Origin of the sequence: Parapedobacter composti, from assembly GCF_900112315.1 — a bacterium.
GTDB lineage: Bacteria > Bacteroidota > Bacteroidia > Sphingobacteriales > Sphingobacteriaceae > Parapedobacter > Parapedobacter composti.
This window is the reverse complement of the sequence record NZ_FOLL01000005.1, coordinates 131,768-155,782: the sequence shown is the minus strand read 5'-3', so window position 1 is coordinate 155,782 and position 24,015 is coordinate 131,768. Positions and strand designations below refer to the sequence as shown.

At 52.5% G+C, this 24,015-nt stretch carries 15 protein-coding genes; 12 read left to right on the top strand and 3 right to left on the bottom strand.

Features of this window, described 5'->3' with window-relative positions; all coding sequences use genetic code 11:
• Nucleotides 1-156: 156 nt before the first annotated feature.
• The gene (locus BM030_RS07765) at nt 157-759 is read right to left on the bottom strand and encodes an OmpH/Skp family outer membrane protein (protein WP_090973055.1); all 603 of its coding nucleotides are present in this window, start codon (nt 757-759) and stop codon (nt 157-159) included.
• Nucleotides 760-881: 122 nt separating this feature from the next.
• Here BM030_RS07765 and gyrB point away from each other — a divergent pair, with 122 nt between their 5' ends.
• On the top strand, nt 882-2,840 hold the full coding sequence (gyrB, locus tag BM030_RS07760) for a DNA topoisomerase (ATP-hydrolyzing) subunit B (protein ID WP_090972913.1): 1,959 nt from the start codon (nt 882-884) through the stop codon (nt 2,838-2,840).
• Nucleotides 2,841-2,895: 55 nt separating this feature from the next.
• On the opposite strand, the gene BM030_RS07755 is transcribed toward gyrB, so the two are convergent.
• On the bottom strand, nt 2,896-3,783 hold the full coding sequence (locus BM030_RS07755) for an AraC family transcriptional regulator (protein WP_090973053.1): 888 nt from the start codon (nt 3,781-3,783) through the stop codon (nt 2,896-2,898).
• Between the two features lie 225 nt (nt 3,784-4,008).
• Between BM030_RS07755 and BM030_RS07750 the strand changes: the two genes are divergently transcribed.
• Nucleotides 4,009-5,556, top strand: a complete 1,548-nt coding sequence (locus BM030_RS07750) for a sodium:solute symporter family protein (protein ID WP_090972911.1) — start codon at nt 4,009-4,011, stop codon at nt 5,554-5,556.
• Between the two features lie 11 nt (nt 5,557-5,567).
• On the opposite strand, the gene BM030_RS07745 is transcribed toward BM030_RS07750, so the two are convergent.
• On the bottom strand, nt 5,568-6,434 hold the full coding sequence (locus BM030_RS07745; protein WP_090972909.1) for a hypothetical protein: 867 nt from the start codon (nt 6,432-6,434) through the stop codon (nt 5,568-5,570).
• A 328-nt stretch (nt 6,435-6,762) separates the two neighbouring features.
• Here BM030_RS07745 and BM030_RS07740 point away from each other — a divergent pair, with 328 nt between their 5' ends.
• The 10 genes from BM030_RS07740 (at nt 6,763) to BM030_RS07695 (ending at nt 24,003) form a co-directional block, all read left to right on the top strand.
• Nucleotides 6,763-7,710 carry a dihydrodipicolinate synthase family protein gene (locus tag BM030_RS07740; protein ID WP_090972907.1) on the top strand — a complete coding sequence of 316 codons (948 nt, stop codon included), beginning with the start codon at nt 6,763-6,765 and terminating at the stop codon, nt 7,708-7,710.
• Entirely contained in the window at nt 7,707-8,717 is a 1,011-nt protein-coding gene (locus BM030_RS07735; protein WP_090972905.1) for a zinc-binding alcohol dehydrogenase family protein, read from the top strand. The genes BM030_RS07740 and BM030_RS07735 overlap by 4 nt, the downstream gene beginning before the upstream one ends.
• 120 nt (nt 8,718-8,837) lie before the next feature.
• The gene (locus BM030_RS07730) at nt 8,838-10,382 is read left to right on the top strand and encodes an MGH1-like glycoside hydrolase domain-containing protein (protein WP_244518781.1); all 1,545 of its coding nucleotides are present in this window, start codon (nt 8,838-8,840) and stop codon (nt 10,380-10,382) included.
• Between the two features lie 4 nt (nt 10,383-10,386).
• A complete protein-coding gene (locus tag BM030_RS07725) occupies nt 10,387-11,955 on the top strand; it encodes a glycoside hydrolase family 28 protein (protein ID WP_090972901.1) in 1,569 nt (522 codons plus the stop codon).
• A 4-nt stretch (nt 11,956-11,959) separates the two neighbouring features.
• The gene (locus BM030_RS07720) at nt 11,960-14,779 is read left to right on the top strand and encodes a glycoside hydrolase family 95 protein (RefSeq protein ID WP_090972899.1); all 2,820 of its coding nucleotides are present in this window, start codon (nt 11,960-11,962) and stop codon (nt 14,777-14,779) included.
• Between the two features lie 254 nt (nt 14,780-15,033).
• Nucleotides 15,034-18,216: a SusC/RagA family TonB-linked outer membrane protein gene (locus tag BM030_RS07715; RefSeq protein WP_244518779.1), complete on the top strand. Its 3,183-nt coding sequence runs from the start codon at nt 15,034-15,036 to the stop codon at nt 18,214-18,216.
• Between the two features lie 10 nt (nt 18,217-18,226).
• Nucleotides 18,227-20,107 (top strand): RagB/SusD family nutrient uptake outer membrane protein, encoded by a 1,881-nt coding sequence (locus BM030_RS07710; protein WP_090972897.1) that lies wholly within the window; start codon nt 18,227-18,229, stop codon nt 20,105-20,107.
• Between the two features lie 37 nt (nt 20,108-20,144).
• Nucleotides 20,145-21,113 (top strand): hypothetical protein, encoded by a 969-nt coding sequence (locus BM030_RS07705; protein WP_139215839.1) that lies wholly within the window; start codon nt 20,145-20,147, stop codon nt 21,111-21,113.
• Between the two features lie 17 nt (nt 21,114-21,130).
• Nucleotides 21,131-22,300, top strand: a complete 1,170-nt coding sequence (locus BM030_RS07700) for a DUF3826 domain-containing protein (protein WP_090972893.1) — start codon at nt 21,131-21,133, stop codon at nt 22,298-22,300.
• Between the two features lie 92 nt (nt 22,301-22,392).
• Nucleotides 22,393-24,003 carry a polysaccharide lyase gene (locus BM030_RS07695; protein WP_090973049.1) on the top strand — a complete coding sequence of 537 codons (1,611 nt, stop codon included), beginning with the start codon at nt 22,393-22,395 and terminating at the stop codon, nt 24,001-24,003.
• The last annotated feature ends 12 nt before the right edge of the window (nt 24,004-24,015 follow it).

The following is a 24,015-nucleotide window of genomic DNA, read 5'->3' as shown; positions in this document are numbered from 1 at the left end:
TATTACTGACAAAAATTCAGCAATAAACCACGCAACAGGGATAGCCAACTTCATGCCAGGCGAACCTTCGTTGAGGGCGGCTGAAAATATGGCAGTTGATTCTAAAAAACAAAGGCCGCCCTAAGGCAGCCTTGTTTGATATCGTGCAATAGGTATTTACTTTTTCTTTTCGGTTGCGTAAGCGGCATTCAGTGCAGTAAGTACCTCGGTGGTAATTTCCAGGCTTTCATCGGCATACAACACGCCCGGATTAGCCGCTGAATAGGTAAGCACCAGTTTGTAGCCGTTTTCTTTCGCATGCTTTTTCAGGTAGTCCGTTATCCTCGAATAAAGTTTTTCATTTTCAGAGGCTTCCTCCTGCGCAAACGAAGCACTGGCGTTTTGGTTATGACGTGCAAGTTCATCTTGTTTACGTGCAAGGCGCTCTTCAGTGCTTTGGCGGTCGGCCGCGCTCATGGTGGGCGCTTTTTGCTGGTAGTCGGCTACCTCGCGCTGGAACGCATTGCTCCGCGATTGCAGATCAGCTTGGGCTTTTTTTGCCTTTTCTTCCAATTTTGTCCGCACATCTTTGAAATATTCGTACTTTTCAAGTAAGGTGTCGATGTTTACAAAGACAATTTTTTCCACCTGGGCCTGTGCGGAGTCTGCTGTTGCCACCGTGGCGGCCGGTTTGGTCCCTTGGTTGTTGCAAGACACCACCGTGGCGGCCAGCAACGCACATATACCAGCTTTAGCAATTGTTGCGAATGCGTTGTTCATTTCTTTTCCTGATCGTTTTTTCATTCAAAGGGCAAACCTACTATAAAAATCCCACATTTCCCTGACCTATTTCATTTCTCCTGCTTTTTTCGTATCTTTGGGCACCGAATTCAAAAACGATAATGAGCGAAGAAAACAAGAAGCAATCAACTTATTCTGCAGATAACATACAGGTGTTAGAAGGATTGGAGGCCGTTCGTAAACGGCCTTCCATGTATATCGGTGATACAGGCGTCAAAGGGCTCCATCACCTGGTGTATGAGGTGGTAGACAACTCCATTGACGAAGCGGTAGCCGGTTATTGCGATGATATCCTCGTTACCATTCATAGAGACAATTCCATCACGGTAGCAGATAATGGACGGGGTATCCCTACCGGTATCAACAAAAAAGAGAATAAGTCTGCCCTTGAATTGGTCATGACCGTACTCCATGCTGGAGGGAAATTCGATAAAGACACTTACAAGGTATCAGGCGGTCTGCATGGTGTGGGCGTGTCCTGCGTCAATGCGCTGTCGACAGTGCTTATCGCTGAGGTGCATCGCGAAGGGAAAGTGTTTATGCAGGAATACCATAAAGGTAAACCGCAATACGAAGTGAAAACCGTTGGCGAGAGTGAGCGCACGGGTACCAAGGTGACGTTTCATCCCGATCCCGAGATATTCACCACGACCACCGTATACAATTACGATACCCTGGCCAGCCGCCTGCGTGAGTTAGCATTCCTGAACAAGGGTGTCCGGCTCACACTGGTAGACGAGCGAGAAGAGCAGGAAGACGGCGCCTTCCTGAAAGACGTTTTCTATTCTGAAGGCGGCCTTAAAGAATTCGTGAAGTTTCTCGATGGCACACGGCAGCCCTTGATTCCGGACCCTATCTACGTAGAAGGCATCAAACAGGGTATCCCGGTGGAGCTTGCACTGCAGTATAACGATACTTATTCGGAAAACGTACATTCTTACGTTAATAATATCAATACCCACGAAGGGGGGACACATGTCGCCGGTTTCCGGCGCGGCCTTACCCGCACACTGAAGGCGTACGCGGACAAATCCGGACTAACCAAAAACCTCAAGGTGGAGATCACGGGCGATGACTTCCGTGAAGGGCTTACCGCGGTGATTTCGGTTAAGGTAGCTGAGCCTCAGTTTGAGGGGCAGACCAAAACCAAACTCGGCAATAACGAAGTGATGGGGGCGGTAGACATGGCCGTGGGTGAAATCCTGGCTAACTACCTCGAAGAAAATCCCAAAGAGGCCAAGGCCATTGTGCAAAAAGTCATCATCGCGGCGCAAGCCCGTGCCGCAGCACGCAAAGCACGCGAGATGGTACAGCGCAAAAACGTGATGGGCGGTAGCGGACTGCCCGGAAAGCTGGCCGATTGTTCCAATAGCGACCCGTCGAAATGCGAAATATACCTCGTGGAGGGAGACTCCGCGGGAGGTACAGCCAAGCAGGGGCGTGACCGCGAATTCCAGGCCATCCTGCCGCTCCGAGGCAAAATCCTCAACGTGGAAAAGGCCATGGAGCATAAGATCTACGAAAATGAGGAAATCAAGAATATGTTTACCGCCCTGGGGGTAAGCATAGGTACTGAGGATGACGCCAAAGCGTTAAACCTCAGCAAGCTCCGCTATCACCGCATCATCATTATGACGGACGCCGACGTGGACGGTTCACACATTACCACGCTCATCCTGACCTTCTACTTCCGGTACATGAAGGAATTGATAGAAAACGGTCATGTCTATATCGCCACGCCGCCGCTGTACCTCGTTAAGAAAGGGAAGGAACAGGAATACGCGTGGAACGACGACCAGCGCGACGCGGCTATTCAGCGGCTTAAAGGAGCCGGTAAGGAAGATAGTGTGCATGTACAGCGCTACAAAGGACTCGGTGAAATGAACGCAGAACAGCTATGGGATACCACCATGAATCCTGAAACACGTACGCTGCGTCAGGTGACCATTGAAAACGCGGCTGAATGCGATCGCATATTCTCCATGCTGATGGGAGATGAAGTGGCTCCCCGTCGGGAATTCATAGAACGCAACGCTAAATACGCGAAGATCGATACCTAATTGCCGGAAGTCCGTCGTGATACGGTGGGTCAACCGCTAAAACGACTATGCACGCCTAACTTGCAGCCAGCACGTTGTTTTGCAGGTAGCGCTTTTTGTATTCCAGCGGTGTCATGCCGGATACTTTTTTGAAATGCCGGTAAAAGTTGGACACATTGTTAAAACCGCATTCAAAACAGATGACTTCCGTGGGCAGCAGATCCTCCACCAACAGCCTGCAGGCATGGCTGATGCGGATTTCAATGAGGAAATCATAATAGGTCTTCTTGGTCATCAGCTTGAAATACCGGCAGAACGAGGTGACACTGAGGTTAGCCACCGAGGCGATGTCTTCCAGCGTGATAACCTTTTTGTAATTGCTCAAGGTGTATGTGCAGACCCGGTTGAAACGTGCGGCGTCCATTTCATTTGATTTGTAGAACGCATGTGCTGAAGCGATAGGAACGTATTCATCCGTTTCGGAAGCGGTTTTAAGAATGTTCAGCAAGATAATTAATCGGTCGATATACGTTGCAGTCATGGCCCTGTGCATCAGTTCTATCAATTTTTCCCGGCTCCTTCCGGAAAATTTCATGCCCTTCCTCGCCTGTTCAAGCAGTTTGGGTATCAGGTAAGTTTCGGGAAGGCTCAAAAAGTCCCTGCCCAGGCAATCAGGGAGAAAATGGATGACGATGGCTTCCACTTTCCGTTCAGGGTTGTTTTGGTAATACTCTTCATTACACCGCCACATATGCGGTAGGTTGCTACCCAGTAGCAATACTTCCCCTTCCGAAAAGTTGCCGATATTATCACCGATGAACCGGACGCCCCGGCCCCGTATTACGTGGTGCAGTTCGAGCTCCGGGTGATAATGCCACAGCGAACCGAAGTTTTCCTGCACATCGTGCCGTACGCTGAATGACGACTGCATTTGGGTAGGTACTTTGTGAAACAATGGTTTCATGACGCTTATCATTTGTTTTTTCTCCGCTCATTTGAAACGGGCAGATGGTTTATAATCACTGAGAAAACTAAGGTAAGCAATGCTATACTCATATCCAAGCAAATGATAAGATTGTATAATAAAAAGGCAATAAATTTCAATAATGCGGTGGCCGTTTAGCGCAACTTTGTATTGTTCCGCCCCTTATATTTGTAGCCGAGCGCGGAAACCAATAGATGAGCCTTGATGAAACAACTTCCCTTGTTTGATATCGCCGTGATTCTGAGCTACCTGCTGGCAATGGTCCTGGTGGGCGTGTGGTTTTCACGGCGGAACAAAGACGCCGAACAGTTCACCAAGGCATCCGGACTTATTCCGGGGTGGGCCATTGGACTGTCGATATATGCCACGTTTCTGAGCAGCAATACATTTCTGGGCGTTCCTGGAAAGGCTTTCGGCAGCAACTGGAACGCCTTCGTCTTCAGTATCTCCATGCCGTTGGCGGCGTGGGTGGCTGTAAAGTACTTCGTGCCCTTCTACCGTGCTACAGGAGAGGTGTCGGCCTACACCAACCTGGAGAAACGGTTCGGTCCCTGGGCTAGGAGCTATGCCGTCATCTGTTTCCTGCTCACGCAACTCGCCCGCATGGGTTCCATATTTTTCGGGATAGCGCTGAGTCTGCAGGCGCTTACGGGCTATTCAATGGAAACCATCATGGTCGTTACGGGTATCTGCATCATCATCTACACCGTAATGGGCGGCATCGAGGCGGTCATCTGGACGGAGGTGGTGCAAGGGGTCATCAAAACGCTGGGAGCCGTATTGATTGTATACCTTGTGGTGAATAATATGCCCGGCGGCATACCTGAAATCATCGAAATAGCGAATGTAAACGGCAAATTCAGCCTGGGTGGGTTGTCGCTGGATCTCTCGTCATCCACGTTTTGGGTTGTCCTGCTGTACGGGTTCTTCATCAACCTGAATAACTTCGGCATGGATCAGAACTACGTGCAGCGTTATCATACCGCCTCTTCAGTCAAAGAAGCCAGCAAATCGGTGTGGCTCTGCGTACTGATATATGTGCCGGCCTCCTTGCTTTTTTTCGTCATCGGTACTTGCCTGTTTGCTTATTACGGGATGAATCCCGATTTGATAGAGCCTGTAAAATTGCAAGCGGCGTCTGAACAACTGGGCGCATCGGCCACGCAGGAGGAAATCGTGGAGTTGGCAGCAACGCTGAAGCCCGAAGATTACGGCGACAAAGTGATGCCGCATTTTATGGTCACCCAGATACCGGCAGGTTTGGTCGGACTCATCGTATCGGCCCTGCTGTCCGCCGCGATGAGTACCATCAGTTCCGGCATGAATGCCTCGGCCACGGTTTTTCTGGAGGACATTTACAAGCGGTACGTTAATCCACGCCTCAGTGCAAAGGGACAGTTGCGGCTGTTGTATACCGCCACCGCCGTTTTCGGCATCATGGGAATGTTCGCCGGGGTAGCGATGATTGGCATCAAAAGCGTGCTTGATGCCTGGTGGCAGCTTTCCGGCATTTTTGCAGGCGGCATGCTCGGTTTGTTTCTGCTGGGCATCATCAGCAAAAAGGCAAGAGGCGGTGATGCCGCTATCGCGGTGATAGCCGGGGTGCTGGCCATCCTGTGGATGACGTTTTCTTATCTCATCCCCGAACATTATGGATATCTCCGGTACCCGCTGCATGCCAATATGATCATCGTGATAGGTACACTGGTGATATCGCTGGTGGGGACGGGTCTGGCGGCTATGCGACGTTAACTCGCCAGATACTATCGGGCGTTCTTGGCATATTTTTTCTTGAAGTAGGCGATTTCCCGTAACTTGCGGGTGAATATATCATCGCACGGCATGGCTTCTTTCGGTGTTTCGAGGCCATCTTCAGCCCCTTTGGAAGCCATTGCGTCGGTAACATGGAACGCATCCAGTATGATGGACGGCGAAAACGCGCTGTCTTTGGTAACTTGGCGCTGCCCGACCCAGTTGGTATGCACATAACTCAGCGCAAGCGTGATAAACACCATGCTGCCCTTCGGCAGCTGTCTGCTGCATAACCAGTCGATTTCTGCCTCCTGGTTGTCGCCCGTGAACTCAAAAGACGCGTAGTCAATGATATGGAGCGATTCCTCAAAGAAGTTGAAAGCGGCCACCGTAATGAAAAAGCAGGGAACAAACCGCTGCGGCTCCTTCGGGTAAACCAAGTCGCTCATCACATTGAACCGGGGCAGCGCAATCCGGATTTGGCCATTTGGTGCTAGGTCGATCGACGGCCTCACCTTTACCAACCGTTCAATCGGCGCGTTGGCGTTGAACTGGAATCCTTTCAGTCCCCCTAAATCGGCATCATGAAGCGTCCGTTCACCCACTTCCCGCTGCGAAGTACGCAGGCATTCCAGTACCGCTGCATTCAGCCGTACGGCCATTTTTCCATCGTATTCGCCGACAAAATTACACAAGATACGGCGCAGTATTTTTGCCTGAATGCTGGCCAGCCCAAACTCGAGTGCAGCGAGCTTGGTAGCGTAGGTCTGCCGCACGCGGTCCGGAAGGATTTGCAGCACTTGCTTATCGCGGTAGCTGCGGTAAACGATGTTGTTGATTTTACCCTTTATTTTGCCGTTTCGCCCTTGTATTGCCATTGTTGAAAGTTATTTGGATGATAATATATCTTTGCTTTTTCCCCATTTATATTTGCTTATATGTGAATCAGAACATAACCCATTAAGTATCAAAAAGAAGTCTGGTTTTTTACCACAAAAATCGGACCTATATTGGATTTATATCGGACTCATATTGGACTCATAGCGAGCAGCGAATAGCGGAAGCCTCAGTCCGAAGTAAAGCAGATCGCTAATATCCTACAATACTCCGCAAATTTGGTATAGAACCGTTGTATATGTCTGGACTACCTTTGTTAGCCATTTGTAAAACACAGAAAATAAAACGTGACGAGTTACTGATATATCCATGCGCGAAACACCCAAGGGACTTATTCCCGTGATGCTGACGCCGTTCAGGGAAGACGGAACTATTGACTTTGACGGACTGACCAAGTTAACCGAATGGTACCTGGAGGCGGGTGCGTCAGGCCTTTTTGCTAACTGCCTCTCCAGCGAAATGTTCGAGCTGACCGATGCCGAGCGCCTGGCTGTTGTCCGCCATATTGTTGACGTGGTGGGAGCGGCGGTACCGGTGGTAGCCACCGCTACGTTCGGAGGCCCCATCCACCATCAGACAGATTTCATCAAGCAGATGTACGATACGGGCATTGAAGCGGCTATCGCCATTACCAATATGTTGGCCGGGGAAAGCGAGGGAGACGACGTGTTTGAGCACAACGTGTTCCAATTGCTCGATGCCACCCACGGCGTTCCGCTGGGATTTTACGAGTGCCCCGATCCATTCAAGCGGGTACTCTCCGCTGGGCAGCTGAAACGGTTTGCAGATACCGGGAGGGTTATTTACCACAAGGATACCTGTTTGGATATCGAGCAGGTAACAGCTAAATTGCAGGCAACGCAGGATATGCCTTCTTTCGGGCTGTATGATGCCTACATGGTGCATGCTGTGGCATCGCTCAAGGCCGGTTCGGCGGGGCTCTCTTGCATCCAAGCAAATTATTTTCCGGAATTGGTGGTGTGGCTTTGCCGGAATTACGACAATTCCGCCTGTGGGGAGCAGGTGGAACTGGTGCAGCAGTTTTTTATTGACCATATGGATGTGATGCATCAGGTATATCCTACGGCTGCAAAGTACTTTTTGCAGCAAAGAGGCATCCCTATTTCTACCTTTACGAGACGGGATATCGGGGTGTTCAACGGGGTTGTGAAGAGAAATATGGACGTCCTGCATGCCCACATGCAGCATTTGTACCGCAAACTCGATTATTTAACGAATAATACCGTAGACCGATGAACTCGCTTGTATGTACAAAACCTGGTCAGTTGGACTATCATGAGTTGGCGGTGCCCCGGCGCCGCGCCGGGCATACGCTGCTGAAAATCCGGCAGGTGGGAATTTGCGGTACCGACATCCATGCGTTTGAAGGTACACAGCCGTTTTTTGACTATCCGCGGATACTGGGGCATGAGATAGCGGCCGAAGTCGCCGAAACCGATGCGCCGGGCTTTTCAGTGGGTGATGCAGTAACGGTTATTCCTTATTTCAGTTGCGGCGCGTGCGTGGCGTGCAGGCGGGGCAAACCCAACTGCTGTGCAGCTATTGCGGTATGCGGCGTGCACGTAGATGGTGCCATGGCTGAATATTTCGTCGTGCCCGACAGGGCGCTGATTCAAGGCCGCGGCCTTACGGCAGACCAGCTAGCTTTGGTGGAGCCGTTCGCGATAGGGGCACACGGGGTACGCCGGGCAGGGGTAGGTCCCGGTGAATATGTACTGGTAGTGGGCGCAGGGCCGATTGGCTTAGGCACCATGACCTTCGCCCGAATTGCCGGTGCGGAGGTGATTGCGCTGGATGTTAACCCGAATCGGCTGGCATTCTGCAGGTCTGCTTTGGGCGTATCCCATACTTTAAACGCCCTGGAAGGCGATGTGCGGGAGGCGCTCGAAACGCTTACCCATGGGGATATGCCCACCGTGGTGATTGATTGTACGGGCAGCCTGAGGGCCATCAACCAGTCGTTCGAATACCTGGCCCACGGTGCGCGCTACGTGCTCATCGGCCTGCAAAAAGGCGATATCACGGTAAACCATCCAGCGTTTCATAAGCGGGAGGCCACGTTAATGAGCAGCAGGAATGCCACCAGGGCCGACTTTGACCAGGTGCTTGCCTGCATGGACGAGCATCTGATTGACCCGGCCAGCTACATCACCCACCGGATTCCGTTTGAAAAGGTGGGCCGCGATTTTCCGCAGTTGCTCCGGCCCGAGTCGGACGTCATCAAAGCGATGGTGACCTTGTGACAATTACAAACGTTACCGGCAACGTTTGCGCAAATTAAACGTATCGGAACGCTGAATACATTGGCCGAAAGCAATATACTTGTAATTAACCAATTGAAAAACACAATAATAGGGAGGGGTATGGTTAATAGATTATTATTGGGATTAACGTTTATGCTGGCCGCAAACCTCGGCTATGCCCAGCCGGCCTTCCGGGTGCTCGGCGACAGCCTCCTGGCGGCTTACGCAGCTGATTTTAACCGCGCCGATCCGGAGCATGTGGTTAACGAGATTTCCAACGCGCAGGCGTTTGACTGGCTCGCTGCCAACATTCCGTTTTTTGAGTGCCCGGATGAAAAACTGGAACAAATTTATTACTACCGATGGTGGAGCTTCCGGAAGCATCTCAAGAAGACGCCTCATGGGTACATCTTTACGGAGTTCATTACCCCCGTCAAACATGCCGGCGAGTTCAATTCGATCAGTTGCGCACTGGGTCACCACATTTATGAAGGCAGATGGCTGCGCAACCCGGTTTACATCAACCAGTACATTGATTTTTGGTTGAAGTACGAACAGCACCAGCCCGGCTCAAAGTTTCATAATTTCAGCAATTGGCTGTCCGACGCCGTATACCACCTGTATCTGGTGAACCGCGACGAGCGGTTTTTGGTGGAACGGCTGGCGTTGCTTGACGCCGATTTCCGGTGGTGGGAAGCCAACCGGCTACTGCCCGGCGGACTGTTCTGGCAGCATGACGTGAAAGACGGAATGGAAGAATCCGTAAGCGGCGGCCGCCGCGAGAAAAACGCACGGCCGACCATCAACGCATATATGCATGGCAATGCGGTAGCGCTGGCCAAAATCGCTGCGATGGCTGGTGACAACCGCCTGAAGGACCATTACAGCAGGAGGGCCGCCGAGATCAAACAGCTCGTTGACCGACACTTGTGGGATGACACCGCGAAATTTTACAAAACGAAGCTGGAGGCGGACGCCTCACTCGCCCCGCGTGAGGCTATCGGGTTCATTCCGTGGTATTTTAACCTGCCAGATGACCGTCCAGACCGTGCCCAAGCGTGGAGCCAACTGGTTGACACGAATGGATTTGATGCACCTTGGGGGCTGACCACGGCGGAACGCCGCGAACCGACATTCAGGACCAGGGGATCAGGGCATGGCTGCGAATGGGACGGTGCCATATGGCCGTTTGCGACAACGCAGACGCTCAAGGGGCTGGCCAATCTGCTCTCTGGCTACAGGCACAGCGGGGAAATGAGCAAGGCCGTGTTTTATGACGAGCTGTGGACCTACGCCAACGCACACCAGAAAGACGGCCAACTGTACCTCGGCGAATATCAGGATGAAAAAACCGGCTATTGGCTAAAAGGTGACAACCCGCGGAGCGAATTCTACAACCATTCGGCATTCTGTGATTTGATTATCCATGATTTGGTGGGCTTCAAGCCAGCCGAGGATGGCGGATTTTTGTTCAACCCGCTGATTCCGGAGGGCAAATGGGACTGGTTTTGCCTGGACAGGCTATCGTACGGCGGTAAAACCGTGACTATTCTGTGGGACAAGCGCGGCACCCGGTACGGAAAAGGTAAGGGACTGAAAATTTATGTCGATGGAAAAGTCGTGGCGAAAAGCAGGCGGCTGACGAAACTGAACGTAAAACTTTGAAGCGATGAGCGTATTCCGAGTCGGACTGTTGTTGTGGATTGGGGTTGGCATTGGCACTGCGCGGGCGCAGCCTTATTACAATGTATTGGAGTATGGCGCGGTGAATGATAGTTCGGCGCTGATCACCGAAGCCGTGCGCCTGGCCATTGCCAAGGCATCCGATAACGGCGGAGGGACTATCTTTTTCCCCGCAGGGAAATACCTCACCGGACCGATTCACCTGAAAAGCAACATCACGCTGTATCTTGATGCCGGGGCAGAGTTGCATTTCAGCGACAATTTTGACCATTATCTGCCGATGGTGCCCAGCCGGTGGGAGGGGACGGACGTTATCAATTTTTCACCGCTCATTTATGCTTACGGGGCCGAAAATATCGCCATCACCGGACGCGGCAGGCTCAACGGTAACGGACGTACGTGGTGGATGTATTTTTTTGACCACATCTACGGCAAGGACACAGCAGGCAACGTGTCGCGATGGCAGCGCGAATTTTTCAGTCAGAACCGAAATGTGGTGCCCCCTGACGAACCCGGATGGATAGCAAAGGGTTTTCTGAGACCGCCTTTCATCCAGTTCATGCATTGCAGGGATGTGCTGGTGGAAGGAATAACCATCACCAACTCACCGTTCTGGACACTCAACCCGCAATATTGTGAAAACGTGAAGATTGATGCGGTGACCATCAATAACCCGCCCTCGCCGAATACGGATGGAATTAACCCCGAGTCGTGTCGGAACGTGCATATTGCTAACTGCCATATCTCGGTGGGGGACGACTGCATCACCATCAAGTCGGGTAAGGACCGCTCAGGCCGCCTTGCGGCTGCGCCCGCCGAAAACTACGTGATTACCAATTGCACGATGCTCCGCGGGCACGGCGGTGTGGTCATCGGCAGCGAGATGTCCGGCGGTGTTCGTAATATCAGCATCAGCAACTGCGTGTTTGACGGCACCCATCGCGGCTTACGCATCAAAACTGCCCGAGGCAGGGGTGGGATCGTAGAAGATATCCGCATGAGCAATATCGTAATGCGGAACATCCGGGAGGAGGTTATCGTGCTGAATATGCAATATGCAGAAACGGCTCCGGAACCGGTGTCCGAGCGTACGCCGGTATTCCGGAATATCCGCTTCAGCAACATGACAGCTGAAGGCAACCGTGCCGTACTGATTCATGGATTGGAGGAAATGCCCGTGCAGGACGTGTCGTTTTACGACGTCGATATCCGTGCCAAGGAAGGTATTCTGGTCCGTCATGCCAACCAACTTGATTTCCATGGCATCCGCATTCAGACGGAAGCCGGATCGGCGCTGCAGGCGCAATGGGTCACCGGTCTGGAAATAGGTGGGTTGGCCGTGCGCCGGCCACCGGCCGGGACACCGCTGGTTAAACTGGCTGATACTCGCAATGTGTTTATCCATACTTCCACAGCAGCATCCGGGACGGACGTATTCCTGGAAGTCAGCGGAATCCGGAGTGCCAATGTGGTGCTGAAAAACAACGTATTGGATCTTGCGGTCCAGCAGGTCGTCCAACGCGACGGCGTTGATTGTGTTACGCTTAAACCATAATACGATGGGATTACAGCTATTGAAACGTTTACAGGGGAGCCGTTGGCTGATTATCATGGCGGTGTGCGGCGCATGCGCCGGCGGTAGTTCCGGCGGAGCGCTCGAGCTTTGGTATGACCGCCCCGCCGTGGAATGGAATGAGGCCCTGCCCATCGGGAACGGCCGCCTGGGCGCGATGGTTTTTGGCGGAACGGCCCATGAACGCATACAATTCAACGAAGAAACGCTTTGGACGGGCGAGCCGAGGGAATACAACCGGCCCGGAGCGGCAACCGTGGTAGGGCAACTGCGGCAGCTGCTGGCAGAGGGCCGTCAGGCCGAAGCCGAGCGGCTGGCGGGTGAACGGTTCATGGGGCTGCGGTCACCTGCGGGCGACCGCAACGCTTGGCGGTCAAAGGTGCTGGCTGCGGGCACCCCGGATAACGATGATTTCTGGCAGGTGATGGAACTTCCCACCCACGGTGGATGGGAGGTGGCGGGCATCCCCGGGCTCGAAGGGTTGGACGGTGCGGTATGGTTCCGCACGGCGTTCGATGTACCTGACAGCCTATTGGAACAGCCCTTGGTGCTTGACCTCGGTAAAATACGCGATGAGGATTTTACCTACCTGAACGGGCGGTTAATCGGCAATACCGATGGAGCAGGGAAAGATAGACGCTACCTCGTGCCAGCCGGATCGTTAAAAGCAAGCAACAACCAACTCACCGTGCTTGTACTGAACTATTACGACAAAGGTGGTTTCGTCGGTTATAAAGATACCACGGTTCCACTGGCGCTTTATCCCGCGGGCAAATCGCATGAGGCCGGGCTGCCGTTGCCGGAGCGTTGGCACTATTTCGTGCAGAACGACGATGCACCTGCGGAACCTCGGTACCAGGCCGATTACCAACCTTTTGCCGACCTGCTGTTGCAGTTGCCGGGGCATGATTCAGTGGCCAGCTACCGGAGGATGCTCGACATTGCCAATGCCGTGGCTACGACGTCTTACATGGTTAATGGCGTTACGTTCACGAGAGAGTATTTCGCAAGCTACCCTGCCAATGTGCTGGTAGCCCACATCCGCGCCGACCAGCGCGGCGCGGTATCGGTCCGCGCCTCCCTGCGCAGCCCCCATAAAAATTCGCGTATGCGACGGGTGGACGGCCGGACGCTGGGTCTTACGTTGCAGGTGAAGCGCGGAGCGCTCCGCGGCGAAAGCTTACTGCGTGTCGTGCCGAGGGGCGGTGACGTATCGGTCACTGACACATCGATTACCGTCGCCGGCGCCGATGAGGTGACACTATATCTTGCGGCGGCCACCAATTTCAAACGCTATGACGATACATCCGGACGTCCGGATGAGGCTGTAAACCATACCCTGGCGGCTCTTGAAGGGCAGCCGTATCACCGGGTGAAACAAGACCATATTGCGGACTACCGCTCATTTTTCGACACATTTTCCATCGGCTTTGGGGGCGATACACTTAATCATCTGCCCACCGACCAGCGCATTGCGCGATTTGCCGACGGTAAGGACCCCCAACTGCTGGCCCTTTACGCACAGTACGGAAGATACCTGCTGATATCCAGCTCACGGCCGGGCACACAGCCTGCGAACCTTCAGGGCCTCTGGAACGGCCTGATGACCCCGCCATGGGGAAGTAAGTATACCACCAACATCAATCTGGAAATGAACTATTGGCCAGCCGAAGTGATGGGGCTATCGGCCCTGCATGAGCCGCTGTTTGATATGGTGGATGAGCTCCGTGAGCGCGGACGGGAAACCGCGCGCATCCATTACGGCACCCCCGGCTGGGTGGTGCATCACAATACGGACTTATGGCGGGGTACGGCACCGATAAACCATCCGAACCACGGTATCTGGCTGGGCGCACCTGCCTGGCTCTGCCACCACCTGTGGGAGCATTACCTGTTTACACTTGACGAGGACTTCCTACGCGACAGGGCCTATCCGGTGATGAAAGAGGCCGCTCTCTTTTATCAACATAACCTGCAGGAAGACACCGAAACGGGGTATCTGATCAGCTCGCCGTCCAACTCGCCAGAACACGGGGGGCTGGTGGCGGGGCCGGCGATGGATCACCAGTTGATCCGCGCACTTTTCGGCTACGTGGTTGCGGCTTCGGCCCGACTGGGGATTGACGAGGATTGGGCCGCGGATATCCGGGCGCTGGCAGCGCGGATCGCCCCCGACCGGATAGGCCGCTTCGGTCAGCTGCAGGAATGGCTGGATGACGTGGATGATCCGGAAAATAAGCACCGGCACATGTCTCACCTCTGGGCGGTGCATCCGGGCGCCGGAATCAACGGGGCTAATGATCCCGCCCTCATGGAGGCTGCGAGAATTTCCCTGAACCACCGCGGCGACGAGGGAACGGGATGGAGCCTGGCTTGGAAAATCAACCTCTGGGCACGGTTGCTAGATGCTTCACGGACGGAGAAATTACTTAAGATGCTGATTTCGCCGGCAGCCCGAGGAGGCGGTTCTTATCCGAATTTGCTGGACGCGCACCCACCTTTCCAGATTGATGGTAATTTCGGTGGGGCAGCGGGCATCGTAGAGGCGTTGCTGCAAAGTCACACCGAAGGCATTGACGTGCTGCCAGCGCTGTTGCCTATGCTGCCGTTTGGTCAGGTGAGCGGCATACGGGCAAGGGGCGGTTTCGTCATTGACCTGAAATGGGAAAAGCACCGGCTCACTGAGCTGCGGGTACTTTCGATAAAAGGCGGACCGCTCCGCATCAGGTATTCCGCATACCTGGCGGAGCTGGCTACCGAACCGGGAAGCAGCTATCGTTTTGATAGCAAATTGCAGCGGCTATAGGCTGTTTTCCGGATATGATAAGATTGTATAATAACAAGGCAATAAGGTGTAAAATCCCATCCTGTATTTTCTTGAACTTTGTCTAACTAACTCAGGGTAGAGCCAAGGCGTTAAATAGGTCAATTGGCGACTGTAACCAATTTTATATTAAAAAGTGTCTTAAATACAAGTTAATATAAACACGGCAGCCGGATACCGGGGACATTTGGGCGGAAGGTTGCTGATATTTTTATAAACCAATAATTAACTATTTTATGATCAGTAAGTTGACGTATTACAGTAGAGTCGCGCCGATGCGGATCAGGCCGTTATTCAGTTGGCTTATGCTGGTAGGGTGCCTCATGTCACCGATGACCTATGCGGAAGAGCCTACGGCACACCGGTTTATCAATATTACCGGTGTTGTGAAAAACTCGCGTGGTGAGCCGTTAGCGGGGGTGACCGTCACCCTCAAGGGCACACAGACCGCGACAACGACCGATGAAAACGGAGTGTTCAGGATAAATGTCCCTACGGGTAAAGAGGTGTTGGTCTTCCATTTTTTGGGCTATCGGTCGCAGGAGGTAGAGGTGGGCGGCCGAGCCAGGCTGGAGGTTTTCCTGGAGCAGGATAATGCCAGTTTGGATGAAGTGGTGGTAACCGGATACGGCGAGCGGAAGCGTTCGGAGATTGTCGGTTCGGTGGCTACGGTGACTGGTGAAGAATTAATGGACATCCCGGCACCGAATATCGCGGGAGCCATGCGTAACCGGATTGCCGGGGTAGGAGTCAGCCAGGTGTCCGGCAGGCCCGGAGCCAGCATCACGTTGAACATCCGGAATGCTTCGACGTCGCCCAACGCCCCGGCTGGGGCGACGGCCGAGCCGTTGTATATCGTAGACGGGATTATTGTCGACCGGCCGACGTTTGACAACCTTGACGCCTCCATGATTGAAAATATTTCGATATTGAAGGATGCATCCGCAGCCATCTACGGAGCAGCGGGAGCCAAGGGCGTAATGCTGGTGACCACCAAACGCGGTAAAGCGGGCAAGCCGAGCATCACTTATAACGGTTACGCCGGCGTGTCTGACGCAGCAACCCGGCCGGAGATGTTATCGGCCTATGAACACGCCCTGCTTATGAATGAAGTCAATATCATGCGGAATGCGCCCGAAAGCGATTTTTTTAGCCGGGAAGATCTGGAATATATCCGAAGCCTGAATTACAAAAGCTGGTTTGAAGAGATGTGGCAACCTTCGCTGACCCAGCGGCATAATGTGGGGATATCCGGTGGATCCGATAGGCTGACCTTTTTTGCCGGGGGGAGCTATCAGAACGAGAATGCAAATTATGCCGGAATGAATTTCGATAAGTACTCGTTCCGTACAGGCATCACTGCGGATTTCGGGAACGGACTGAAAGCGGATGTGAATTTCAACGTGGATCAAAATGTGCGGAATGCACGGCATAACATCACTGAAAATGACGCCAGTTTTATTGAGTCGATGATCGTGACGCCCAAATGGGTTCCCATACGCATCGGTGATCAGTTTGTGAATTATAGTGCTAACCGAAACCCGATGGCCTACTTGGAATCGGGGTATTCCGATGTCCAAAAGTACCGGGGCTACCGAATCAATACCAGTTTGACGTACCAACCGGAGTTTTTGAAAGGCTTCACTGCCCGGTTCCAGATTTCTCAGGGAAGCAGCGGAACAAATGGCCGGTTATACCAGCCGCAGTTCAGGGCGTATAATTTTGTACGTCGGGGGCAGAATCAACAGTTGTTTACTGATCAGTTGGATCCGGAAACTCCTTATATAGACGTGGTCTCTCAGCGGGATGCCCGGGTACGCCCACAATTGGGCGAGAGCAATAGCTATCAAGGATTTTTGACGTTACAGTATGCAAACACATTTGGCCGTCACAGCCTGGAGGCTATCGTAGGCGGAGAGCAGTTGGAATCCAATTCGGAGAGTATGCGGTTCTATTGGAGAGACCAGCTGATCCCGGGAGGCGAAGAGTACTGGGCGTTTGATGTGAATACCCTGACCCAAGACGGGGTAACTCGGACGGAAACTGCCAAGCGGTCGTTCTTCGGACGGTTAAATTACGATTGGGACAAGCGGTATATTGTGGAAGTGGTAAGTCGACTGGATGCTTCTTCCAACTTTGCGCTGGGAAACCGGTGGGGATGGTCGCCCAGTATCGGCGCAGCCTGGGTGGTTAGCCAGGAAGAGTTTTTCGCAGATCATGTGCCGTTTATCAATTTCCTGAAACTCAAGTTTAACATTGGTATCACCGGTGACGACCGCGTAGAAGAGCGGTTGTGGCAGGAGCGGTACGTCATTGACGTTACCAACGGCTATTTGTATGGAGAAAACAACGGCAATTCCCTGAGGCCGTCGGTTATCCCCAACCCGTTTATTACATGGGAAAAAAAGCGGACGGTTAACTTCGGGGTAGAAATGTCGCTGTTTGATAATAAACTGGATATCGGGGCCGAGTTTTTCCAGAACAAAGTGTTTGACGGTTTTGATCAGGGGGGCAACGACATTACCCCGTTATACGTAGGCTACTTGCCACCCGGTATCAATTACCGGGAAGCGTATAATTGGGGTTCCGAATTTACCATCGGATACCGGGCTAAGATTGCCCGTGAGGTAAATGTGAGTGCCAGTATGAACTTCAGTTATGGCAATTCCATAGTAACGCGGGTATTGTATGCTCCCGGAGATTTACTGGAGAACAATATCGAGGATGGTCTGGCGGCTGCCTTCGGCACCGATCCGCGTAAGTATAACAACAACAACTTCGGTTTGCTGTACCGGGGCACTTTCCGTACGCAGCAGGAAGTGGATGCCTTTTTGTCAGAAAATCCCAACTACAGGCTATACAATTCCATTCCCCAGCCGGGTTGGATGTACTTTGAAGACACGAATGGCGACGGTATCATCAATGACTGGGATTTGGTGCCGATGTATGAAAATACCAACCCGCTTTTTGCATCCGGTATTACGCTGGGCATAAGCTACAAAGCGTTCAACCTCAGTACCAATATCAATGCCCGGATTGGTGGCAAGGTGGCGTATGACGGCAGGGCACGTACAGCGCCGCAGTTGACACGGAATGTACTCACCCTTTGGCGGGATCGCTGGACTCCGGATAATCCTGACGGCTGGATGCCGCGGTTTGACGACCCGTCATTAGGGCGTAATTCCACTTTCTGGATGGTAGACGGAACAATGGTGCGTGTAAACAACATGACCATTGGCTATCGGCTTCCTACGTCTTTGGTCGCTAAAGCCGGTCTGCAAAGTGCACGTATACTGGCTACCGGCAACAACCTGTGGACGTTGGTGAATCCGCTGAAATACAAAGATCCATATACGTCCAGCGCGTACGACTACCCGATTTTGAGAACGATCTCATTGGGATTAAGTGTGAGCTTATAAATCTTCAACGATGAAAACGATGAAAATTAACTTATTCTCCATACATATAGCATTGGTCGGCTTGATTACGAGTTTGGTATGTGTTTCCTGCAACGACGATGATTTTTTCGAGCTTCCGGACAGAGGTGGCATAGACGCGGCGATATGGGATTCGGAGGGTTCCATCCAGTTGCACCTGAACCGGGCATATGACAACATTATCCCGCAGTTTCTGTATCAGCAAGTGCCTGACAGGTTTGGCATACATCTGGCCAGCGATGAAAACTTTTTCCCGAACCAGGATCAGTGGGCGAGGCGGGCGTTGGGTATGGATTTTGGCTATACACTGGGTAACCACGATGTACGGTACGTAGGAAACGCGTATAATTACAATCGGATGAGTAATAGGTACTTCGATATAGCTCTTTGTAACAATGCTATCCGGTACATCCCTCAGGGCGCCTTGCCGACGACAGTGCAGAACACGTATCTGGGGCAATATTACGCGTTGCGTGCCATGGTGTATTTTGAACTGGCCAAAGTGTATGGCGGCGTACCGCTGATTCTGGAACCTGTTGATCCGGACAACATTACGGTAAGTGGGCGGAACAGCGCGCGGGAGATTTTCCAGGCCGTGTTGAACGACCTCGATTCCGCTATCGTGAAGCTGGACAACGTCGATTGGAACGATAATAATGGACGCGGGAAAATCAACAAGGTAATCGCCGCGAGTTTGAAAGCAAAAGTCCTGCTCTACTGGGCGAGCCCCCAGTTTAATCCGGTGGACGATCCAAAGCATCCCTACGATGCCCAGCGTTGGCAGGTAGCGCTCGAAGCAAACCGGACAGCCTACGAATTATGCTTGGCAGCCGGACACAGCCTTGTTCCCGATTACGCGGATATTTTCAGGTTGGAAGGGACGCAGAATCCCGAAGCCATTCTGGTGCGCACATATTCCAATGCCATAGTGCACCGGGGGCATAACGGAGAAAACCGGGCCCGGCCATCATCCGCCGGCGGTTCGGCTTACCAAGGGTATGTGGCGACTAAACGCTTATTGGACGCATACCCGATGAAAGATGGGAACCCGATTGGTGAAGGTGCTTATGAATATGACGACATCTTGTTCTGGGTGAACCGCGACCCTCGCTTTGAGGCCACCATCGCCTACAATGGAAGCTACTGGCCGCTGAATGGCAACCCCGGCCGTCGGCAATGGAATTACGTCGGCGCGACACAGGAAACAAATTTGCGGGGGGTATATTGCAAGCGCTTTACCACACCCAACCTGACTCAAGGAAATGTTAACTATTCCAGTAATATCGGTGGCAATGGCATGGATTGGATAGAGCTCCGGTTAGCAGAAGTGATGCTTAATTACGCTGATTGCGCGAATGAAACAGGCGACTTGGCCCTAGCCAAGGATATGGTGCGGCAAATTCGGATTCGTGCGGGTATCGAAGAAGGCCCCGGCGGAAATGACTATGGCCTGGGCGCTGTGAACGGGGTTGATGAAATGCGGGATTTGATAATAAATGAGCGCATGGTAGAGTTTGCCTTTGAAAATAAACGCAATTCCGATTTGCGCAGAACACGTCGCATGCATTTGTTAACAGGAAGTATGCAAACCGTAGCTTTTGACGTGGTTAACGGAGATAACACAAGGGAAATTCTGGAGGAAATTGATCCGGCGACAGGGCTTAGATTCAGGGAAAGCCTGGATGTGAATGATAAAGACACATATCTGACCTATTTTAGGCCCTACACGTTGAACACCCCGAATTACGGCCCGTACGCTGTGCCGGAATTCCATGTGTTTTACACGTTCCATAATGACTTCGTGAACAAAGGAGCCAATATCGAACCTACGGTCGGGTGGGCTGGAGGCACATTTGACCCATTGGATGATTGAAACGGCATACGTAACAAATTCTTGAAAAGAACCGACAATGAAAACGATTAATATACGAATATTTATGGTCCTTCTCGGGGGAGGGCTCGTTATGGCGGCTTGTAAGAAGGAAGCAGCCAATATATTCAACATGTTTACGGATGTAACAGTGACTTTCCACGGCGATCACCCGTTCAGCGTCACCGACTATAAACTGGTGAACGATGGCGACAGTGTATACATTGACTACACCATAGCTTCAGCCAACGAAGACATGTATGCCGTGGTTGTGGAAAAAGTTGGCGGAGCCCAGGGCAATAATCCCGAACGCACCGAAACCGTCATATCGGATGAGTCTGAGCGCCGAAGCTATTCACGAATTCTGAAATTGAAAATGCAGCGCGACGGCCAAACATCGTACCGGATTTTTGCCAAGAACCGGGTGGGGCACTATATGGGAGATGGTTATACGAAAGTGACTATAGAAGTGAGGCCAAGCTATCGGGTGATCCCGGATCGCAGGATTTTTGCGCCTGACAGCGTTAGCGGTACAACCCCCTCTTTCTATTCCCTGATGAGGGGAGAGGCGTTCAGTTTTGCGGAGGGACGGGAACATTCGGCCGATATTGATTTTGGTATCCGGGTAAGGCCTGATCCACGCCCTGCACATGCCAATCAGTTGATTTATAATTATTATTCATTAAGTACGGATCCCAATCCGTTTGAGCCCTATGATATCAGCGACTGGGAGAAGCGGGAAACGATCTTTAGCGCACCGCTTACCGGACAGACCAACACGTTCCTATACACGTTAGTTTCCTCAAGCGTTATTGAGGAGCACGCCAAAAGCAGGGATTTGACGGTAACGTCTACCGATTTCGGAACATGGCAAGCCGGACTTGCGCCGGGCAATCTGGTGTATTTCCTTACGCCTGAAGGCAAGTACGGGGCCATACACGTAAATCAGAGCACGAAAGATTTGGAAGGACGGCCCTACATAAACATCAGTGTGAAAATGCAGCGGTAGTGATAAATTTTAAGCAGATGAGAAGAATGATTCTGGCCCTTTTGTTGGCCGGTACAGTGATGCCCGAGGCCTTGCAGGGCCAAGATGAAGCCTACAAACGGACTGCCACGGAACGGGCTGAAAAGATTGTGCGGAACTTGGAACTGCGAGATGCGGATAAGGCCGCGCAGGTAACCGTATTGATAGCCGCCCAATATGTCGCGCTAAACCAGATACACGGCTTGCGTGATAAACAATTGGCTGAACGTCCCGAAGATAGCGATGCCATCCAAGCGGAAGCGGAGAAGAGGGCCGGTGAACTGCACCAGGAGTACGTCGGAAAATTGGCCGGAGTACTGACCCCTGAACAGGTGGATAAAGTGAAGGATGGCATGACTTATGACGTGGTGCCGAAGACCTACCTGAACTATCAGCTGATGCTACCTTACTTGAGTGATGCGCAGCTATCCAGGATTTACGGGTGGCTGGTGGAAGCCCGCGAGCAGGCAATGGATGGTGGATCGTCGGAAGAAAAGCATGCCTGGTTCAATAAATACAAGGGAAAAATCACTAACTTTTTAGCCCAAGAGGGGTTTAATCTGAAGCAGGAAAGCGAAGACTGGGCAAAAAGAAGGAATGTTAAAGACAGCACACTGATGATTGTCGCCGCCGCCCGGATAGCGGACAAACTGGTGCCGAACGGTGGTGTTCTCCATGAGCAGGTTCGTAACCTGACAGCTTTTCAATACCAGCAGTTGGAGCGTATTGCGCAGTGGAAGGATGCGCGGTTGAGGGATGCTGGCGCACAAGATACTCCGACGACGACTAAACAACGAGACGAGGCGGTTACGATGGTTTGGACTGCGGCAAAAGCCAGACAAGACGAACAACGCAACAAGTTTTTTGACAAGCTGGGCGAATGGTTGCCGCCCGATCAGCTGGATCTGATCAAAGATGAAATGACCGGATACCGATTGCTGAAAGAATACGATCGATTTCAGAAATTGTTGCCTGACATGACGGAGGAGGATAAACGGCAGGTGTATCAACTGTTAATCGAGGCCAGGGAAAATGCAGTCAATGTGCTGTCTGAGCGAGAACAGAACCAATGGTTTGCCAAATACTGCGGACGGGCCAATAATTACCTGTCAAAAAAGGGGTATGACCTCCGCGCGGCCACCAACCGTTTGGAGGAATCCAAGAGATAAATGGCGCTAATTTGTGAGCGCAAACAGGATAAATAAATGTAATGCATTGGAGGAAAGATAAAATGGGATTATACGGTAAACAGAGTTGGTTAATGGTGTGTTTGGTCGCCGCGGTTGTCGGAAAGTCTGCCGGGCAGTACCCAAAAGTACCTCAGGAAGACGGGGAAGCTGCCCGCCAATTAATGGCTGAGGCCGAGCGCCGCGCGGATTCGGCCTGGACGGTGGCGTGGCCCATCATTTTGGAGGAAGCTAAGGGCGACCGCCCGTACGTGCCCTGGGCCAGTCGGCCAGACGACCTGCCGCAGGCTGATATTCCGGCGTTTCCGGGAGCCGAAGGCGGGGGTGCCTATACCCCGGGCGGAAGGGGCGGCAAGGTGCTGGTGGTAACCAGCCTGGAAGACAGCGGTCCCGGCACGCTGCGCTGGGCTTGTGAACAGGGCGGCGCGCGCATCGTGGTGTTCAACGTGGCCGGCATCATCCGGCTTAAAAGCCCCCTGATTATCCGTGCGCCCTATATTACCATCGCGGGGCAGTCCGCCCCGGGCGACGGGGTGTGTGTGGCGGGCGAATCGGTATGGATTGACACGCATGACGTGATTATCCGTTATATGCGTTTCCGCAGGGGCGAAACCTGGGTAGGGCGTCGGGATGACGCCATCGGCGGTAACCCCATCGGCAATATCATGATAGACCATGTATCGGCCAGCTGGGGGCTGGATGAAAACATGTCTATGTACCGCCACATGTATGACGAAGGCATTGGTAAACCGCCGAAGAAGTTAGGTACGGTAAACCTCACCATACAGAATTCGATATTTTCTGAGGCATTGGACACGTACAACCACTCATTCGGCAGTACACTGGGTGGTGAGAACTGTTCCTTTATCCGTAACCTATGGGCTAACAATGCGGGGCGGAACCCATCCGTTGGCTGGAACGGGGTGTTCAATTTTGCCAATAATGTGTTGTTCAACTGGGTGCACCGCAATGTAGACGGGGGCGACTATACGGCCAAGTTTAACATTATCAACAATTACTATAAGCCCGGACCTGCCACACCCAAGGATTCGCGGCTGGCCTACCGGCTGTTGAAACCCGAAGCAGGGCGAAGTGCGCTCGATGAAAAAACCTATGGCCGGGCTTATGTAGAAGGCAATATTGTGGAGGGGAACGACCGGGTCACCCGCAATAATTGGGATGGGGGCGTTCAGATTGAAGACCAGGCCGATGCGGGGGAGTATACCGATTACATCCGGGCATCGAAACCTTTTGCGAAGCCGGAATTCACGATCCTTCCCGCCGCGGACGCGTTTGACTATGTGCTGGCGAATGCCGGCGCAACGCTGCCGGTGCGTGATGCGGTGGATGTACGGGTGACCAACACCGTGCGCACGGGAAACATCGATCCGCTGCCGGAAGTAAAGTTGCCAGCGTATGAGTTTGAGCACCGCCGGTTACCGCGGGATTCGTACAAAATTGGGATCATTACGGCTATTGACCAGGTCGGCGGATATCCGGAGTATAAAGGAACGCCTTACCAGGATGCCGACAACGACGGCATTCCCGATGAGTGGGAAACGAAAAACGGGCTGAATCCGAATGACCCCTCGGATGCATCGGCCTATACAGAAAGTGGTTACACGAATATTGAAATTTATCTGAATAGTCTGGTCGATATCCGGAACGTGGTTCCGGCTGGATAGTCGACAATTGAT

Excerpts from the sequence above, each read along its gene's own strand:
- BM030_RS07765 (WP_090973055.1), bottom strand. The coding sequence starts at position 759 with ATGAACAACGCATTCGCAACAATTGCTAAAGCTGGTATATGTGCGTTG.
- gyrB (WP_090972913.1), top strand. The coding sequence starts at position 882 with ATGAGCGAAGAAAACAAGAAGCAATCAACTTATTCTGCAGATAACATA.
- BM030_RS07755 (WP_090973053.1), bottom strand. The coding sequence starts at position 3,783 with ATGAAACCATTGTTTCACAAAGTACCTACCCAAATGCAGTCGTCATTC.
- BM030_RS07750 (WP_090972911.1), top strand. The coding sequence starts at position 4,009 with ATGAAACAACTTCCCTTGTTTGATATCGCCGTGATTCTGAGCTACCTG.
- BM030_RS07745 (WP_090972909.1), bottom strand. The coding sequence starts at position 6,434 with ATGGCAATACAAGGGCGAAACGGCAAAATAAAGGGTAAAATCAACAAC.
- BM030_RS07740 (WP_090972907.1), top strand. The coding sequence starts at position 6,763 with ATGCGCGAAACACCCAAGGGACTTATTCCCGTGATGCTGACGCCGTTC.
- BM030_RS07735 (WP_090972905.1), top strand. The coding sequence starts at position 7,707 with ATGAACTCGCTTGTATGTACAAAACCTGGTCAGTTGGACTATCATGAG.
- BM030_RS07730 (WP_244518781.1), top strand. The coding sequence starts at position 8,838 with ATGGTTAATAGATTATTATTGGGATTAACGTTTATGCTGGCCGCAAAC.
- BM030_RS07725 (WP_090972901.1), top strand. The coding sequence starts at position 10,387 with ATGAGCGTATTCCGAGTCGGACTGTTGTTGTGGATTGGGGTTGGCATT.
- BM030_RS07720 (WP_090972899.1), top strand. The coding sequence starts at position 11,960 with ATGGGATTACAGCTATTGAAACGTTTACAGGGGAGCCGTTGGCTGATT.
- BM030_RS07715 (WP_244518779.1), top strand. The coding sequence starts at position 15,034 with ATGATCAGTAAGTTGACGTATTACAGTAGAGTCGCGCCGATGCGGATC.
- BM030_RS07710 (WP_090972897.1), top strand. The coding sequence starts at position 18,227 with ATGAAAACGATGAAAATTAACTTATTCTCCATACATATAGCATTGGTC.
- BM030_RS07705 (WP_139215839.1), top strand. The coding sequence starts at position 20,145 with ATGAAAACGATTAATATACGAATATTTATGGTCCTTCTCGGGGGAGGG.
- BM030_RS07700 (WP_090972893.1), top strand. The coding sequence starts at position 21,131 with ATGAGAAGAATGATTCTGGCCCTTTTGTTGGCCGGTACAGTGATGCCC.
- BM030_RS07695 (WP_090973049.1), top strand. The coding sequence starts at position 22,393 with ATGGTGTGTTTGGTCGCCGCGGTTGTCGGAAAGTCTGCCGGGCAGTAC.